Annotated in this window: 14 protein-coding genes; 4 read left to right on the top strand and 10 right to left on the bottom strand. The window is 70.9% G+C overall.

Annotated elements, in window-relative coordinates; all coding sequences use genetic code 11:
• Window positions 1-235 precede the first annotated feature (235 nt).
• Window positions 236-2086, top strand: coding sequence for an acyl-CoA dehydrogenase (locus ACQPZQ_RS44685; protein ID WP_433290509.1), 1851 nt, complete (start codon window positions 236-238; stop codon window positions 2084-2086).
• A 72-nt stretch (window positions 2087-2158) separates the two neighbouring features.
• On the opposite strand, the gene ACQPZQ_RS44690 is transcribed toward ACQPZQ_RS44685, so the two are convergent.
• The 5 genes from ACQPZQ_RS44690 to ACQPZQ_RS44710 all read right to left on the bottom strand — a co-directional run bounded on the left by ACQPZQ_RS44690 (window position 2159) and on the right by ACQPZQ_RS44710 (window position 8004).
• Window positions 2159-2587, bottom strand: a complete 429-nt coding sequence (locus ACQPZQ_RS44690; protein WP_433290510.1) for a CBS domain-containing protein — start codon at window positions 2585-2587, stop codon at window positions 2159-2161.
• Between the two features lie 99 nt (window positions 2588-2686).
• Window positions 2687-5347 (bottom strand): VanW family protein, encoded by a 2661-nt coding sequence (locus tag ACQPZQ_RS44695; protein WP_433290511.1) that lies wholly within the window; start codon window positions 5345-5347, stop codon window positions 2687-2689.
• Window positions 5348-5398: 51 nt separating this feature from the next.
• A complete protein-coding gene (locus ACQPZQ_RS44700; protein WP_433290512.1) occupies window positions 5399-5716 on the bottom strand; it encodes a GroES family chaperonin in 318 nt (105 codons plus the stop codon).
• A gap of 208 nt (window positions 5717-5924) precedes the next feature.
• A complete protein-coding gene (locus ACQPZQ_RS44705; RefSeq protein ID WP_433290513.1) occupies window positions 5925-7115 on the bottom strand; it encodes an AAA family ATPase in 1191 nt (396 codons plus the stop codon).
• Between the two features lie 124 nt (window positions 7116-7239).
• On the bottom strand, window positions 7240-8004 hold the full coding sequence (locus ACQPZQ_RS44710) for a DUF1206 domain-containing protein (RefSeq protein ID WP_433290514.1): 765 nt from the start codon (window positions 8002-8004) through the stop codon (window positions 7240-7242).
• Window positions 8005-8172: 168 nt separating this feature from the next.
• Between ACQPZQ_RS44710 and ACQPZQ_RS44715 the strand changes: the two genes are divergently transcribed.
• Both ACQPZQ_RS44715 and ACQPZQ_RS44720 read left to right on the top strand, forming a co-directional pair.
• Window positions 8173-8802, top strand: a complete 630-nt coding sequence (locus tag ACQPZQ_RS44715; RefSeq protein WP_433290515.1) for an SIMPL domain-containing protein — start codon at window positions 8173-8175, stop codon at window positions 8800-8802.
• 79 nt (window positions 8803-8881) lie between these two features.
• Window positions 8882-9445 (top strand): Rv1733c family protein, encoded by a 564-nt coding sequence (locus ACQPZQ_RS44720; RefSeq protein WP_433290516.1) that lies wholly within the window; start codon window positions 8882-8884, stop codon window positions 9443-9445.
• Here ACQPZQ_RS44720 and ACQPZQ_RS44725 read toward each other — a convergent pair.
• From ACQPZQ_RS44725 to ACQPZQ_RS44745, 5 genes are all read right to left on the bottom strand, one after another.
• A complete protein-coding gene (locus ACQPZQ_RS44725) occupies window positions 9442-9939 on the bottom strand; it encodes an FxsA family protein (RefSeq protein WP_241036622.1) in 498 nt (165 codons plus the stop codon). The genes ACQPZQ_RS44720 and ACQPZQ_RS44725 overlap by 4 nt on opposite strands.
• A gap of 79 nt (window positions 9940-10018) precedes the next feature.
• Window positions 10019-11380 (bottom strand): dihydrolipoamide acetyltransferase family protein, encoded by a 1362-nt coding sequence (locus ACQPZQ_RS44730; protein ID WP_433299689.1) that lies wholly within the window; start codon window positions 11378-11380, stop codon window positions 10019-10021.
• 5 nt (window positions 11381-11385) lie between these two features.
• Window positions 11386-12360 carry an alpha-ketoacid dehydrogenase subunit beta gene (locus ACQPZQ_RS44735; protein WP_433290517.1) on the bottom strand — a complete coding sequence of 325 codons (975 nt, stop codon included), beginning with the start codon at window positions 12358-12360 and terminating at the stop codon, window positions 11386-11388.
• A 1-nt stretch (window position 12361) separates the two neighbouring features.
• A complete protein-coding gene (gene pdhA, locus ACQPZQ_RS44740; protein WP_433290518.1) occupies window positions 12362-13609 on the bottom strand; it encodes a pyruvate dehydrogenase (acetyl-transferring) E1 component subunit alpha in 1248 nt (415 codons plus the stop codon).
• A 208-nt stretch (window positions 13610-13817) separates the two neighbouring features.
• On the bottom strand, window positions 13818-14138 hold the full coding sequence (locus ACQPZQ_RS44745) for an Rv0909 family putative TA system antitoxin (protein ID WP_433290519.1): 321 nt from the start codon (window positions 14136-14138) through the stop codon (window positions 13818-13820).
• A gap of 211 nt (window positions 14139-14349) precedes the next feature.
• Between ACQPZQ_RS44745 and ACQPZQ_RS44750 the strand changes: the two genes are divergently transcribed.
• A complete protein-coding gene (locus ACQPZQ_RS44750; RefSeq protein ID WP_433290520.1) occupies window positions 14350-15264 on the top strand; it encodes an ABC transporter substrate-binding protein in 915 nt (304 codons plus the stop codon).
• The last annotated feature ends 88 nt before the right edge of the window (window positions 15265-15352 follow it).

The following is a 15352-nucleotide window of genomic DNA, read 5'->3' on the forward strand; positions in this document are numbered from 1 at the left end:
CACCGAGTAGGAATCCCCGGCGGGACACGTGATCCCGAGCCACATCGCCTCCGTCACGACCGTCGCATTGTTCTCATTCGCCTCACGGAGACCATGCGTCACATCGTGCGGAAGACACAACCAGCGGACTCGAAGGTGTGAAGCGAGCTGGGGCCTCTGAGTGCCTTGTCCCTGTTACCCGTGAGTAATATGCTCGTTGTTACCGGCGAGTAGTCAGTGGTGAGGAGTCCCGGACATGGGCCACTTCAGGAGCAACCTGCGCGATCTCGAGTTCAACCTGTTCGAGGTGTTCCGAGTGCAGGACCGGCTGGACACCGCGCCGTTCGACGGAGTCGACATCGACACCGTCCGAGGGGTGCTCAAGGAGCTGAACGCCGTGGCCACGGGGCCGCTGGCCGAGTCGTTCGCCGACGCCGACCGCAACCCGCCCGTCTTCGACCCGGCCACCCACACCGTCACGCTGCCGCAGTCGCTCAAGGACGCCTACAAGGTGCTCTGGGACGGCGAGTGGTGGCGGCTGGGCCTGCCCACCGAGCTCGGTGGCTATGGCATCCCGCCCACCGTGCAGTGGGCCGCGGCCGAGCTCATCCTCGGCTCGAACGCCGCGGCGTTCATGTACCTGGCCGGCCCCAGCTTCGCGGCGGTGGTCCACCGCAACGGCACCGACGAGCAGAAGCGCTGGGCCGAGCTGATGATCAACCGCGGCTGGGGCGCCACGATGGTGCTGACCGAGCCCGACGCGGGATCCGACGTGGGCGCCGGGCGCACCAAGGCGGTGCAGCAGGCCGACGGGAGCTGGCACGTCGAGGGGGTGAAGCGCTTCATCACCTCGGCCGAGCACGACCTCACCGAGAACATCATGCATCTCGTGCTGGCCCGCCCCGAGGGTCCGGGGATCGCGCCACGAGCCGGCACGAAGGGCCTGTCGCTCTTCCTCGTGCCGAAGTTCCTCTTCGACTCCGAGACCGGCGAGACAGGCGAGCGCAACGGCGCCTTCGTCACGAACGTCGAGCACAAGATGGGTCTCAAGGCCTCCACCACGTGCGAGCTCACGTTCGGCCAGCACGGCGTCCCCGCCAAGGGCTGGCTGCTCGGCGACGTGCACGACGGCATTGCGCAGATGTTCGAGGTGATCGAGTACGCGCGGATGATGGTGGGCACCAAGGCCATCGGCACGCTCTCGGCGGGATACCTCGCGGCGCTGGAGTACGCGAAGGAACGCGTCCAGGGCGCCGACCTGCCGAGGATGCTCGACAAGGCCGCCCCGCGCGTCACGATCACCCACCACCCGGACGTCCGCCGCATCCTGATGCTGCAGAAGGCATACGCCGAGGGGCTGCGCGCCGTGTACACCTACACGGCTACCTACCAGGACCGCATCCGCATCGGGCAGGCCGCGGGCGAGGACGTCACGCTCGCCGAGAAGGTCAACGACCTGCTGCTCCCGATCGTCAAGGGGGTCGGTTCCGAACGCGCCACCGAACAGCTCCTGCTCTCACTGCAGACGCTGGGCGGCTCGGGTTACCTGCAGGACTACCCCATCGAGCAGTACATCCGCGACGCCAAGATCGACTCGCTGTACGAGGGCACCACCGCTATCCAGTCGCTCGACTTCCTCTTCCGCAAGATCGTGCGGGACAACGGGCAGGCGATCGGGCACGTCGCGGGCGAGATCCAGGCCTTCCTCGAGGCGGAGGCGGGCAACGGGCGGCTCAAGGAGGAGCGCGCGCTGCTCGGTGTGGCCCTCGCCGACGTCCAGGGCATGCTCGCGGCCCTCACGGGATACCTGATGGCCTCCGCGCAGGACCCGTCGAGCATCTACAAGGTCGGGCAGCACACCGTCCGGCTGCTGATGGCCGTCGGCGACCTGCTCATCGGCTGGCTACTGTTGCGCCAGGCCGAGGTCGCGCTCACGGCGCTGAGTCAGGACGGGGACGGTCCGGTCAAGGACGCCGCTTTCTACGAGGGGAAGGTGGCTGTGGCCCGGTTCTTCGCCAAGACCGTGCTCCCGCTGCTCACGGCCCAGCGTGTGGTGGTCGAGACGGCCGACAACTCGCTGATGGAGCTGTCCGAAGCAGGCTTCTGAGCACAGGGGGCGGTAATGGCAGGGCCGGGGGCGGAATTCGCCCTCGGCCCTGTCCGTTGCCTCCGCCCGCCGTTAACCGGCCGCGATATAGCTCTGCAGCTGCTCGCGCTCGGACTCGAGAAGGTCGATCCGCGCCTTGACCAGGTCGCCGATGCTCACGATTCCGGCCAGCTGACCCTCGACCACGACCGGCAGATGCCGGAACCGGCGGTTGGTCATCACGGCCGCGATGTCCGCGACGCTGTCGCCGGGAGCACACGTGGTGACCCCGGTGATCATGATGTCGCCGACCCTGGCCTCCAGCAGCCCCGGCCCCGCGGCGTCGAGCCTGCGCACGACATCACGCTCGGAGACGATTCCGACCAGCTCCCCGCCGTCGACGACGGGTAGCGCCCCGACGTTGTGGGTGGCCAGTTGGGAGATCAGCTCGGCGACAGTGACACTCGGGGCGACCGTCGCCACGTCACTGCCCTTGCTCCGCAGCACGTCCGCGATACGCATGTCGAGCCCTCCGTTCCACTCGGCTTTTACCGAGAGTACGAATGTGAGCTGGATCGCGAAAGACCTGGCGCCCGAGAAAGATCGCCGAGCGCCCCCAGCTCACGGCCCACAGACGACGATCGGCGACGGGTTGTACCGCACCGTGCGGGTCTCGTGGCGCGCCTCGCCTGTGCTGATGTTGCGCAGTGTGCGGGTGTCGGTGATGGTGAACCCGGGCGCTCCCTGGCTCGGGCTGCACGGTTCGCCGGCCGGGATCGTCACGGTGGTGGGGGCCGTCGGATTGGTGCGCGGGCCCGGAGTGGACGTCACCTCGTAGACCTTCGTGCCGTAGAGCCGCACGGTGAGCGAGCTCGGCGTCCACACCGTCTGGATCATGACGCCCGTCGGGTTGTCGTTGCGGAACTTCAGGTCGATGGCGCCCTCGAAGACGGTGGCCTCGCGACCGGCGGGGTAGCGGCTGATGTAGAAGCTGTGCTCCTTGTGCGCCACGTTGGTCATGCCCGCGAAGTACGACGCGTTGTAGAGCGTGGTGGCCACCTGGGAGACACCGCCGCCGATGCCGCGCGAGGCGTGGCCGTCGGAGATGATGCCGGCCTCGACGTAACCGTGGCTCGCGTCGCGCGGCTCCGTGGCCTGGTTGAGGCTGAACGTCTCGCCGGGCTTCACGATCATCCCGTTGATCTGCTCCGCAGCCCGCTTGATGTTGCGCCCGGAGTCGGCGGCGAAACCGCCGGTGGTGAACTCACCGATGACACCGGTGATGCCGAGGGCGTTCAGTTCCTCGGTGGTGAGCTCGGCCGGCTGGTCGCCGTAGACGGCGGTGATCTCGCGCTCTCCCGTACCGGTCAGCACGTCGAGCAGCGGCGCGAGGCTGGCCTCGTAGTCGACGCCGCGACCGTCCTGCGAGGGGACGACGACCGGCCTGCCGGAGGAGAAGTCCAGCGATGCATCGCGACCCGGCCGCTCCGACTCCGCAAGCTGGGGCTTGAGCGCATCGGTGATGGCAGCGGTGTTGATCTCCGGCACCAGGTTGCCTGCATCGGCGCGGAACGTGAGGGCCGACGCGATGACGTCCGGCGTGACGGTGCCGGTGGTGCCGCCCTCGCCGATCATCTCGACCGGACCCGACACGGCCGGGCGGGCGACCTGGTCGATGGCGGCGATGACGTCCTCGGGGGTGGTGGACGGCGGCAGCACGGTGAGCGGAAGGGCCACCGGCAGGCCGACCGCCCATTCGTCCTGCAGCACACCGGCCGCCGCCGGCACGTCGAGCTTCTGGCCCGGCACCGGGTCGACCGGGACCGGGTCGGTGCCGTCGAACCGCACCGAGCCCTCGACCGGCGCCTTGTCGACGATCGGCGACAGCTCCTCCAGCGCCGCGTTGAGCGCCTCGCCGTCGCTCCTCGTGACGACACCGACCTCGCGCTCGCTGAAGAACGACGTGATGCGGGTGATCGGGTTGAGCGGCTGCGAGCCTGCCTCGGCCAGCGTGGCGTCCCAGTCGATGGCCAGGCCGGCGGCGGCTGGATCGATCTCGCTGCGGGCCTCCCCGACGCTGACCTGGATCGGTTGCTGCGTGCGGGGGTCGATCTCGCTGTGCAGCCGCTGCTCGGCCTCGTCGAGACCGAGGCCGCCCACCTGCACGCCCGCGACCGTGACCCCACGGGGCATCGAGCCGGAGTTGATCACCAGGTCACCGACGTAGAGCAGGGCCAGCGCGCCGACCATGCCCGTGAGCAGGAGGATCCGGCGCTTGCGCTTGCGCACGGGAGGCTCGCCGGGGGCGGCCGCCTGCTGGCCCGGACCGCCGGTGGGCGGAGGCATCGGAGGGGACGCGATGGAGGTGGTGGTGGCGTCGACGGCGGGGGCCAGGAAGGCGGTGGCGCTGCCGGCCGGGGGCACGAGCGGGATGCGCTCGGTGGCGGGCTCGGCCGGCTGCGGGGGCGCGGCAGGAGCGGGCGGGACATGTGCAGGCGGCGCAGGAGCAGGCGGCACGGGGGCGGGCGGCGCAGGGGCGGGCGGCACGGCGGCCCGCGGGATCATCTGGGTGGCTTCCTGGTCGACCGGGTTGAACCAGGCGGTCGACGCGGAGTGGCCGGCGGCGGCCGGAGCGGTGCCCCCGGCGCGGACGGCCACGGTCGGCGCCTCGCCCTGCGCCGGACTCTGCGCCTGGCCCCCCGCGTTCCGCCCGGCCTGATTCGGGGCGCCTGTTCGGGGCTGGTCGCGCGGGGGTGCGGTGGCGGGAGCGTTGGCAGCGGCGAGCGGCGTGCGGTCGGTGGGGGCCTCGTCGTCGCCGGGCGCGGAGCCGCCGACGGCAGTGCGGACGGTCGGGCTCTCGTCGGCGTCGGGACCGTCGGGCTCCTGGTGCGGGCGCGGCCGGGGACGCGGCGCGGGCCGCGCTCCCTCGGCGGGCGGGCCGGACGGCGCCTGGGCGGCGGGATTCTGTGTGGGCGGCGCCACTGCGCCGCCGGTGCCCTCGGTTGCGGGCTGGGCGATCTCGACTGCGGTGTGGGCGTCCAGTACGGGCTCGGCCCCGGTCGGCGCGTCGGCCGTGGGCTCGACGGGACCGGGCTCGGTCGCCGGCGGCGATGCCTCGATCTGTTCGGCCACCTGCTCGCCCACGGTGATTGCGCTTTCCGTTCCCCCGTTGGTGCCGGACGAGCGCTCCTGCGCCTCCGGCACCTGGCCGTTCTCGTTCTCCGCCCCGTCCATGTCCGGACGGGACGTCACCTCGCCGGGCGAGGACTGCCGCTCGGGCATGAAGTCCTTTTCCCCTCGAAACTCGGACCGAACCTCACGAGGCCCGGTTCGTCACAGGTAGAGCCCCGTACCGTGCTCGGTGCGCTCGGTCGCGACGGCGTGCAACTCACGTTCCCGCAGCACCAGGTACGTCGTCCCCTGCACGTCGACCTCGTACTGGTCGTCGCGGGCGAACAACACCCGATCACCGACCTTGACGGTGCGGACATTCGCCCCCACGCCGAACACCTCTCCCCACACCAGACGTTTGGCGACCTCGGCGGTTGCCGGAATGACGATGCCGGCGCCACTGCGCCGCTCACCGCTCGTCTCCGGCTTGACCATCACGCGGTCGTGCAGCATCTGGATCTCGAGCTTCGGGTCCTGCACCGGCCAGATGCTACGACCCCTGCCCGGCGTGGCCGTCGCTGACCTCGCAGATCGGGCACACGCACCGCACTGGAACGAGAAGACCCCGCAGTGCTGTCAGGTCGGGGGTCCGACAGCACCGCGGGGTCGTACTGAGAATCGAACCGGAAGGGCGGGGCGTTACTTCACTCCTCGTAATCCTCCCCTTTCACCCGTTCGGGTCATTAGCTCACGCCTGCGTGAGGAGGAAGCGACCGAAGTGCGGCACGGTGAACGCGATCTGGCCACGCTGGGCGGAGAAGACGAGCCCCTTCTTCAGCAGGCTGTCCCGGGCGGGCGACAGCGACGAGGCCCGGCGGGTGAGGTGCTCGGCGATCTGGGCGGTGGGCACCGGGTCGTCTCGGCCCTCCGTGAGCTCGGCCATGGCGCGCAGGTACTCCCGCTCCGCGGGTGTGGCGCGCTCGTAGCGCGAGCCGAAGAACCCGACGGCGAGCTCCGCCTCGGCCTCCGGAGCCGCCAGCTTCACGTCGGCCGCGCTGATCGGGCTGCGCGTCGCGGCGTCCCACGCGGCTTTTCCGTAGGCCTGCACGAAGTAGGGATAGCCGCTGGAGGCCTCGAACAGGGCGTCGAGGGCATCGGCGTCGAAGGAGGCGTCCTCGCGCTCGGCCGGCGCGAGCAGGGCGAAGTCGGCGTCCGGACGGTCGAGCTGGCCGATCCGCACGTACTTGAACAGCCGCTCCGAGTAGGACTTGGACGCCGAGAGCACCGCGGGCAGGTGCGGCAGCCCGGCGCCCACCACCACGAGCGGTGCCCGCGACTGGGACAGCTCATGGCAGGCGGCGCAGAGCGCCGATACGTCGTCGGGACGGAGGTCCTGCATCTCGTCGATGAGGATCGCGACACCGGTCTCGACGTCCGCGGCGAGCTCCGCCACCTCGGTGAACAGTTCGACGAGGTCGATCTCGATGTCCCCGGAGTCGGCGCGTCCCGACTTCACGGGCACGTCGATGCCGGGCTGCCACCGGTCGCGCAGCTTCGCCCCGTCGGGTCCGGAACGCATGGCGAACGCCTTGAGGACGCCCAGCACCTCGTCCACACGGTCGGGGGCGCTGTGCCGCATGGCGAGATCCCGGATCGCCCGGTGCAGCGCGGCAGACAGCGGCCTGCGCAGGTCTGCGTCGGGGCGGGCCTCGATCTTCCCGGCGCCCCACCCGGCACGCACCGCCATCGAACGCAGCTCACCGAGCAGAACGGTCTTCCCGACCCCACGCAGGCCGGTGAGCACCAGGCTGCGCTCGGGGCGTCCGCGGGACACCCGTTCGAGCACGATCTCGAACGCGTCGACCTCACGGTCACGCCCGGCGAGCTCGGGCGGGCGCTGGCCGGCGCCTGGAGCGAACGGGTTGCGTACGGGATCCACGATCGGACGGTATCCACGAATCTTGCCCACAGCCTAGAAGCGGCTATCGAACCCGATGGCGTGTCGCGAATCGGTTCGTATACAACTCTCTCTGCTGAGAGCTAGAAATCAATAGAAACGCCGATCAAGCCCGTCGGGTGCCCGCGTCGGCCAGGCAGAACAGCCCGAACGCGGCGAACCCGACGGCCACCACCACCAGCAACGACGAGCCCAGCGCCGTGGCGCTCAGCGTGCGCAGGGCCGCGTCGAGCCCACCGGCCCTCCCGGGGTCGGCGAACAACGCGGCGCTCCCGGCCAGCACGCCGACCACACCGAGGGCGAGCGCACGTGCCAGGTGACCGACCGCACCGAGCAACTCGATCGTCTGCCGCGCGATCGGGCCCAGGCGGCGCACGTCGAGGTCGCCCATGAACGTTCGCCGAAGCCCCGTGTAGACCATCGCCCCCGCGATCACCAGGATCGTGCCCGCACCGAGCCCCAGCAGCACCCGCCCGGCCGGTAGCCCGAGCACGCCGGCCGCCGCCGCCTGCGCGGTCGTCCCGCCGGCCGAGCCGATGTCCAGCAGGTAGTCGGCGATGACGACGGCGAGCGCCGACATCGCGATCGCCTTCGCCACGGCCCCGACGCGCTTGCGTACGCGTTCACCCCCGTCGACCCATCTGAAGCCGATCGCGGCCGCCGTGACCTGCCACAGCGCGAACGCCACCAGCCCGACATCGGCCACCGCGAGTGCGATCAGCCCGCCCGGCGTGCGGGCGATCGTGCCGACCGCTCCCTCTGCGTCGGCCGGGGCGTTCGGGACGCCGAACGCGACCTGCAGCGCGAGCCAGGCCACGAACAGGTGCACCACCCCGTACCCGACGAGCCCGATCCGTCCGAGAACGTCCACGAGGTGTCCTGGCGCATCGGACCGGCCTTCGCGCACGAGGCTGCGCAAGCGCGTGAGAGGAGGGGCCATCAGAGGTCGATTATCCAGCCGCACTCGATCTCATACTCTTCAGCATTCTTGAACCATTGCTAGATAGGCGAAGAGAAGGCGATCTGGTTTCCTGTCGGTGTGACCGAAACGCCGATCGACCCGAACGGCCCGGAGATCGTGACCGAGGGCACCGGCTGGTTCGAGCAGCTCGGTGACCAGGCCGAGCTCGACGTGACCTTCACCGGCTTTGCCGAGAACCGGAGCGACGCCGTCCGTGAGCTCGGCCTTCGGATGGCAGCCGCGGAACCCGCACTGGAGCTGCCAGGGCTCATCGTCCGCAACCGCCGGTTCTGGGTGCACGACGAATGGCAGACCGACCGCGTGATCGGCTGCCGGGCCGGAGAGGACCTCGCCCTGACGCTGACCGACCCGACCGGGTTGGAGCGAGCGCTCTCGGCCATCGTCGGCGCCGAGCCGACCGCCGTGCACGGCCCGCGGTGGATCCTCGCCGACCCTGCGGTCGCACAGCGGGAGGCACAGCGGCGGGCGGTCGGCGACGCACGACAGCGGGCGGAGGGTTACGCGGAGGCCCTCGGCGGCAGGCTGGGCGCATTGCGCAGGCTGTCGGACGCACCCACCCACGGCGGTGCGGTCGCGCTGGCGGCGCGTGACTCGATGGGCGGCCCGGACGTCCGGGAGCTCGGGCTCGAACCGGAGCCGGTACGGGTCACGGCGCGCTGCACGATCAGCTGGACGCTCGTCACCTGACGTGCCCGTTCGACTCGTCTGCGCGACACGACGGGGTGGTGCCTGCGGCTGATCGGGTGCATACCCGACAATGTCGCCCGTGGATGTCCCCACGCCGCGTGACGACGATCAGGAACCATCACTCTTCCGTGCCACCGACCGTGGACGCCGGGCTCTGCGCCACGCGCAGCTCTTGCTGGGGCTACTGGCGATCGCCGTGGCCGTGCTGGTCGGCGGGGCCGCCGCAGCGCAGCAGGTGGTTCCGGCCCCCGCCCCGGGCACCACGCTCGTGCAGGCCGAACTGCTCGAACCGTCGCCGCTGCCCGAGGTGGCGATGCTGACCTCCACCCTGACCACCCGAGCGCGCTGGACGGCGCCAGGCGGCACGCAGCACACCGGACAGCTGCCGGTGGTGGCCGGGCTCGCCAAGGGTGATCTCGTGCCCGTCGCGGTGGACGCCGGTGGCAGCGTGGTGGACGCCCGCGTCGGCGGCGCCGACCCCCTCCGCGCCGGGCTGGTGGCCGGGCTCAGCACCCTGCTCGCCTGCTGGGCGGTTCTCGCCCTCGCGGTGTCGCTGTGCCGGTCGCGGCTCGACGCCATCGACGCCGAGGACTGGGAGACCGGCTGGGCGAGGGTCGAGCCGGAGTGGAGCGGCCGAGCCTAGCTCCGCGGCTCGCCCGGGGCAGGCACCGTGCCGCCCTCGATCACCAGCCGCCCGTCGGACGGACGCGGCTCCTCGACCACGTCGCCGTCCACGACCGTGCCCTGCGAGCGGATGCGCGCCGTCTTCAGCCCCGGCGAGCGCCGCTCCGCGGCGAGCACGAGCCTGCGGCGCACGAGTGACCTGGTGGGCGGGAGCAGGAGCAGCAGCCCCGCCACGTCGGTGACCAGGCCCGGGACGAAGAGCAGCACGCCACCCGCGGCGACCAGCATCCCATCGGTCACTTCCGCCGTGGGCACCTTGCGGTTGGCCATCGCATCACCGATCGCCTGCGCCGCACGCAGTCCCTCCCGGCGGGCGAGCCACAGACCGAGGATCGATCCGGCCACCAGGACGAGCAGCGTCCAGCCCAACCCGATCACCGACCACAGCGCGATGAGCGCAACGATTTCGACGACGAGGTACAGGAGGACGAACGCCATACCGTAGTAACGCACGAGATGGCCTCCGTGCTCCCGACCTCGTGGTCACGGATCGGTCACCCGAGTGAAACATCCGCCCTGGCCGGGCGGCCGTTCACCAGGTGAGAGCGAGCGACGGGTCGGTGAGCAGAGCGCCGACGTCGGCGAGGAAGCGCGACCCCTGCTCGCCGTCGACCAGCCGGTGGTCGAACGACAGCGCGAGCTGGCAGACCGTACGGACCGCCAGTTCGCCGTCGACGACCCACGGCATCGGTTTGATGGCCCCCACCGCGAGGATCGCGGCCTCACCCGGGTTCAGGATCGGGGTGCCCGTGTCGACGCCGAAGACCCCCACGTTCGTGATCGTGAAGGTGCCGCCGACGAGGTCGGCCGGGAGCGTCCGGCCGGCCCGTGCCGTGGCAGTGAGCTCGCCCAGCGCCGCGGCGAGCTCCCGCAGGGTGAGCGTGTCGGCGTCGCGCACCTTGGGGACGATCAGCCCGCGCGGAGTGGCCGCCGCGATCCCGAGCTGCACCCGGTCGTAGTAGACGATCTCGCCCGCCGCTTCGTCCCAGGACGCGTTGACCTCCGGGGTACGCCGGGCCGCGAGGCACACCGCCTTGGCGACGAACGCCAGCGGCGTCAGCCTGACCTCGGCGTAATCCCGCGTGTCACGCAGCCTGTCGCGCAGGGCCATCGTCTCGGTGATGTCGACGGCCAGGAACTCGGTGACGTGCGGCGCGGTGAATGCGCTGCTCACCATGGCCGCCGCGGTGGCCTTGCGGACCCCGCGGATCGGCTCGCGCCGCACCCCACCGGCCGAGGGCGCGGGAGCGGACGCGGCTGCGACGGGCGCGGCAGCGGCGGCCGTGACGTCCTCCCGCGTGATCACGCCACCAGCACCGGTGCCGGCGAGGGACCGCAGGTCCACGCCGAGGTCCTTCGCGAGCTTGCGGACCGGGGGCTTGGCGAGCGGGACCGGACCCGCGCTCGTCCCGTTCCGTGCACCCTCACCCGCGCCGACGCCACTCTCGCCCGGCAGGTCCGGACCAGCGCCCCGTTCGTCCGGCTTCGGGGGCGCTGGAGGTGCGGAGGCGGGGGCGCGGCGGGGGCGGCGCTGGACCGAGCCCTGCCGGGGGCCGTAGCCGACGAGCGTGGCGATACGGCCGTCGGCTCCCGCCTCTCCGATCTTCGCGCCCTCCTCCGCGGTGTCGCCTGCCGCCGGGGCGGGGGCGCCTGCCTCGGCGGTCTCGATCGCGATGATCGGGGCCCCGACCGGGACGGTCTGGCCCGGCTCGACCAGCAGCGCCCCCACCGTGCCGGCGTACGGGCTCGGCAGCTCGACCGCGGCCTTGGCCGTCTCGATCTCCACGATGACCTGGTTGACGGTGATGGTGTCGCCAGGGGCGACGTGCCAGGTGACGACCTCGGCCTCGGTCAGCCCCTCGCCGACGTCCGGCATCGCGAACTCACGACGCATCCCCGTCACCAGGCCAGTGAGCGGTCGACGGCGTCCAGCACCCGGTCGAGATCGGGGAGGTAGTCCTCCTCGCACTTCGACGGCGGATAGGGGGTGTCGAACCCCGCGACCCGGATGACGGGCGCCTCCAGGGAGTGGAAGCACAACTCCTGCACCCTCGCGGCCACCTCGGCGGTGATCGAGGATTCCGACGGAGCCTCGGACACGACGACCAGCCGCCCGGTACGGCGGACGGACTCGACGACGGGACCGAGGTCCAACGGCGACAGCGTGCGCAGGTCGATCACCTCGATGTCATGGCCATCGGCCTCGGCGGCCGTGGCGGCCTCCAGGCACGTGCGCAGCACGGGGCCGTAACCCGCGAGCGTCAGCGTCGACCCGGGACGGGCGACCCGTGACGCGAAGAGTGGCATCGGCGTGGCATCGAGATCGACCTCGGCCTTCTCCCAGTACCGCCGCTTCGGCTCGAAGAAGATGATCGGGTCGTCGGAGGCGATGGCCTGCTGGATCATCCAGTAGGCGTCCACCGGGTTGGAGCACGCCACGACCTTCAGCCCCGCGATGTGGGCGAAGAACGACTCCGGCGACTCACTGTGGTGCTCGACCGCACCGATGCCTCCACCGAACGGGATGCGCACGACCACCGGCATCCGCACCTTGCCCTGCGAGCGGAAGTGCAGCTTCGCGAGCTGGGAGCTGATCTGGTCGAAACCGGGGAAGACGAACCCGTCGAACTGGATCTCGCACACCGGCCGGAAACCCCGGATCGCGAGGCCGACGGCGGTGCCGATGATCCCCGACTCCGCCAGCGGCGTGTCGAGTACGCGCTGCTCGCCGAAGTCCTTCTGCAGCCCGTCGGTGACCCGGAAGACGCCGCCCAGCTTGCCGACGTCCTCTCCCATCACGAGAACCTTCGGGTCGCGCTCCATCGCCGCGCGCAGGCCGTCGTTCAGCGCCTTGGCCAACGTCAGAACGGTCATCTCAGGCCCCTTCCCCGCTCGCACCGGAGAGGGAGCCCTCCGGCTCGAACGACTCGTGGTAGGCGAGGTACTCCTCCCGCTGGGCGTCGACGGTGGGCGAGCCTCCCGCGTAGACCTCGGAGAACATCCGGTCAGGAGCGGGCGGGGGCATCTGTAGGCAGAACTCGCGGAACCGGGCGGCCAGCTCGTCGGACTCGGCCTGCACCTCCGCGAAGAACTCCTGCCCTACGCCGTGCTCGCGGACCAGGTTGACCCGCACCCGCTCGATCGGGTCCTTGAGCTTCCACAGCTCCAGTTCGTCGGCCAACCGGTAGCGCGATGGGTCGTCCGACGTGGTGTGCGCGTCCATCCGGTAGGTGAACGCCTCGATGAGCACCGGCCCGTTGCCGCTGCGGCACTCCTCCAGCGCCCAACGCGTGACGGCCAGGCAGGCGAGCACGTCGTTGCCGTCGACCCGGACACCGGGGAAGCCGTACCCACCGGCGCGCTTGTAGAGCGGCACCCTGGACTGACGCTCGGTGGGCTCCGAGATCGCCCACTGGTTGTTCTGGCAGTAGAAGACCACCGGGGCGTCGTAGACCGCGGCCCACACGAAACCCTCGTGGACGTCGCCCTGGCTCGTGGCGCCGTCGCCGAAGAAGCAGATCGTGGCCTCGTTGACCGATCCGGCGTCGGCCCCCTCGCCGACCGCGTTGCCGACCCGGCCCTCGAACCGCTGGCCCATCGCGTAGCCGGCGGCGTTGAGGCACTGGTTGCCGATGACGATCGTGTAGAGGTGGAACCGGGTGGCCTTCGGGTCCCAGCCGCCCTGGTCGGTGCCGCGGAAGATCCCGAGCAGCTCGGTGGGGTCGATGCCCCTGGTCCAGGCCACTCCGTGCTCCCGGTAGGACGGGAACGCCATGTCCTGGGGCTGCAGTGCGCGACCCGCGCCGATCTGCGCGGCTTCCTGCCCGAGCAGCGGCACCCAGATGCCGAGCTGACCCTGTCGCTGCAGCGCGTTGGCCTCGCGGTCGAAGCGGCGCACCAGCACCATGTCGCGGTAGAGCCCACGCAGGGCGGCGACGTCGAGGTCGGTGGCGTAGCGGTCGAAGCGGGGGTCGGACACCCGCTCGCCCTCGGGCGTCAGGAGCTGGACGAGGTCGGGGTCGCCCTCGTCGGTGCCCTTCAGGCCGGCCAGCACCTGCTCGCGGCTCGGGTGCTGCTCGGCGCCCAGGGTGGCGGGCGGTACCCACTCATGCGGGACGGTCACGGTTGCCTCCTCGTGCTCGGGACCCGCAACCGCTCGTGGCGGCACGGGGCGGGCGCGTGTTCGAACCCGACGCCCGGGTGAGGGCGCCGCATCCGGGCGCTGGCGCAATCCTGGCACGATCGACCCGGCGCGTGGGAGCAACGTCCGCACGCACGAACGGCACGTCCCCCGGCCGGGGACGTGCCGTTGTCGGACCTGCAGTCGGCTGTCAGCGCTCCGGTGTTCCCGGGTACGACTGGCCGGGCTGCGGCGTGGTGCTGCCGGGGGGCCGGTTGAAGTTCGTGGGGCGCTCGTAACCGGGGTTGTACCCGTTGCCGCCGGCACCGGGGGTCTGCCGGATGCCGGCAAGGCCCTTCGCCTTCTGGGCGACGCCGCTGATCTGGCCCGAGTACTTGCCCTTCGTCTGCTTGTCGACGAACTGGGCGGCCTGGTCGACGAACTTGGCCGCCTGGTCCGGGTTGCTCTTGGCGTAGCGGCGCGCGACCTCCGCGACCGTGGCCAGGGTGGCCAGCTTTCTGAACAGCGGCATTGCGCTCCTCCGTGGTTGTGGTGCTACCGCAGACAGCGCAACGACGCTGTCCCTGTTGTCCTTGTACCCAGCCTAGCGCCGTCGCTCACCTGGCATCCTCAAGGCGTCACGGAGCGTGACGTCACACAACAGTGACCAATCCGTGAGTGCCCATACAGGGGTGAAATGGCAGCATCCCGGCGTAGCTCCCCGTCAGGTACCGGAGGTTATCGTGCACGCCACCACTCGTTCGTTACCGACCGTGCTCGCCGTTGCTGCGCTGACCGTAGTCCTTGCCGGCTGCGGGGCCACCGGGGACGGCAGCGGTGGCGCATCCCCCGACTCGGCGACCGCAGGGGCCCTCCCGGCCGCGCCGAAGGACAACGCGCTCGCGGCGATGGTGCCCGCCTCGGTCGCGAGCGACGGCAAGCTCGTGTTCGGCACGGATGCGTCGTACCCGCCCAACGAGTTCACCGCCCAGGACGGCACCACCATCATCGGGATGGACGTGGACCTCGGCACAGCCGTGGCCCAGAAGCTGGGGCTCACTCCGGAATTCCAGAACAGCGCGTTCTCCGGGATCATCCCTGGTATCGAAGGTGCCCGCTACGAGCTGGGCATGTCCTCCTTCACGGTCAACGACGAGCGCGTCCAGACCGTGGACATGGTCAGCTACTTCTCGGCAGGCACCAGCCTGGCGGTGAAGGCCGGCAACCCGGACGGCATCACGGCCGACAACCTGTGCGGCCGCGGGGTCGGCGTGCAGGCAGGCACCGTGCAGGTCGACGACATCGCCGCTCGCAGCAAGGCCTGCACCGATGCGGGCAAGGCGGCGATCCAGGTCACCGAACTGCAACAGCAGACCGACGTGACACTCGCGCTGACGTCGAACCGCATCGCCGCGATGCTGGCCGACTCGCCGGTCGCCTCCTACGCCGTCACCACCACCAGCGGAGCCGTCGAGGTGGTCGGGGAGCCGTGGGACACGGCGCCCTACGGCATCATCCTGGGTAAGAACCAGGGGCAGTTCGCCCAGGCCGTGCAGGGTGCCCTGCAGTCGCTGATGGCCGACGGGACCTACAAGACGATCCTCGAGAAGTGGAACGTGGCCAACGGCGCGATCACGACTTCCGAGATCAGCAGCTGAATTCGCTGCGGCCGCGCTCCCGTCAGGTACCGGAGGTCAAGGTGTACGCCACCCGTTCGTCACCGGCTGTGTTCGTCGGGGTACCCCT

The organism is Pseudonocardia sp. CA-142604 (genome assembly GCF_050948475.1).
In the GTDB taxonomy this organism is placed as follows: Bacteria; Actinomycetota; Actinomycetes; order Mycobacteriales; family Pseudonocardiaceae; genus Pseudonocardia; species Pseudonocardia alaniniphila.

What these genes read in the sequence shown, in the direction of transcription:
- ACQPZQ_RS44685 (WP_433290509.1), top strand. Translation starts at nt 236, where the DNA reads ATGGGCCACTTCAGGAGCAACCTGCGCGATCTCGAGTTCAACCTGTTC.
- ACQPZQ_RS44690 (WP_433290510.1), bottom strand. Translation starts at nt 2,587, where the DNA reads ATGCGTATCGCGGACGTGCTGCGGAGCAAGGGCAGTGACGTGGCGACG.
- ACQPZQ_RS44695 (WP_433290511.1), bottom strand. Translation starts at nt 5,347, where the DNA reads ATGCCCGAGCGGCAGTCCTCGCCCGGCGAGGTGACGTCCCGTCCGGAC.
- ACQPZQ_RS44730 (WP_433299689.1), bottom strand. Translation starts at nt 11,380, where the DNA reads ATGCGTCGTGAGTTCGCGATGCCGGACGTCGGCGAGGGGCTGACCGAG.
- ACQPZQ_RS44735 (WP_433290517.1), bottom strand. Translation starts at nt 12,360, where the DNA reads ATGACCGTTCTGACGTTGGCCAAGGCGCTGAACGACGGCCTGCGCGCG.
- ACQPZQ_RS44745 (WP_433290519.1), bottom strand. Translation starts at nt 14,138, where the DNA reads ATGCCGCTGTTCAGAAAGCTGGCCACCCTGGCCACGGTCGCGGAGGTC.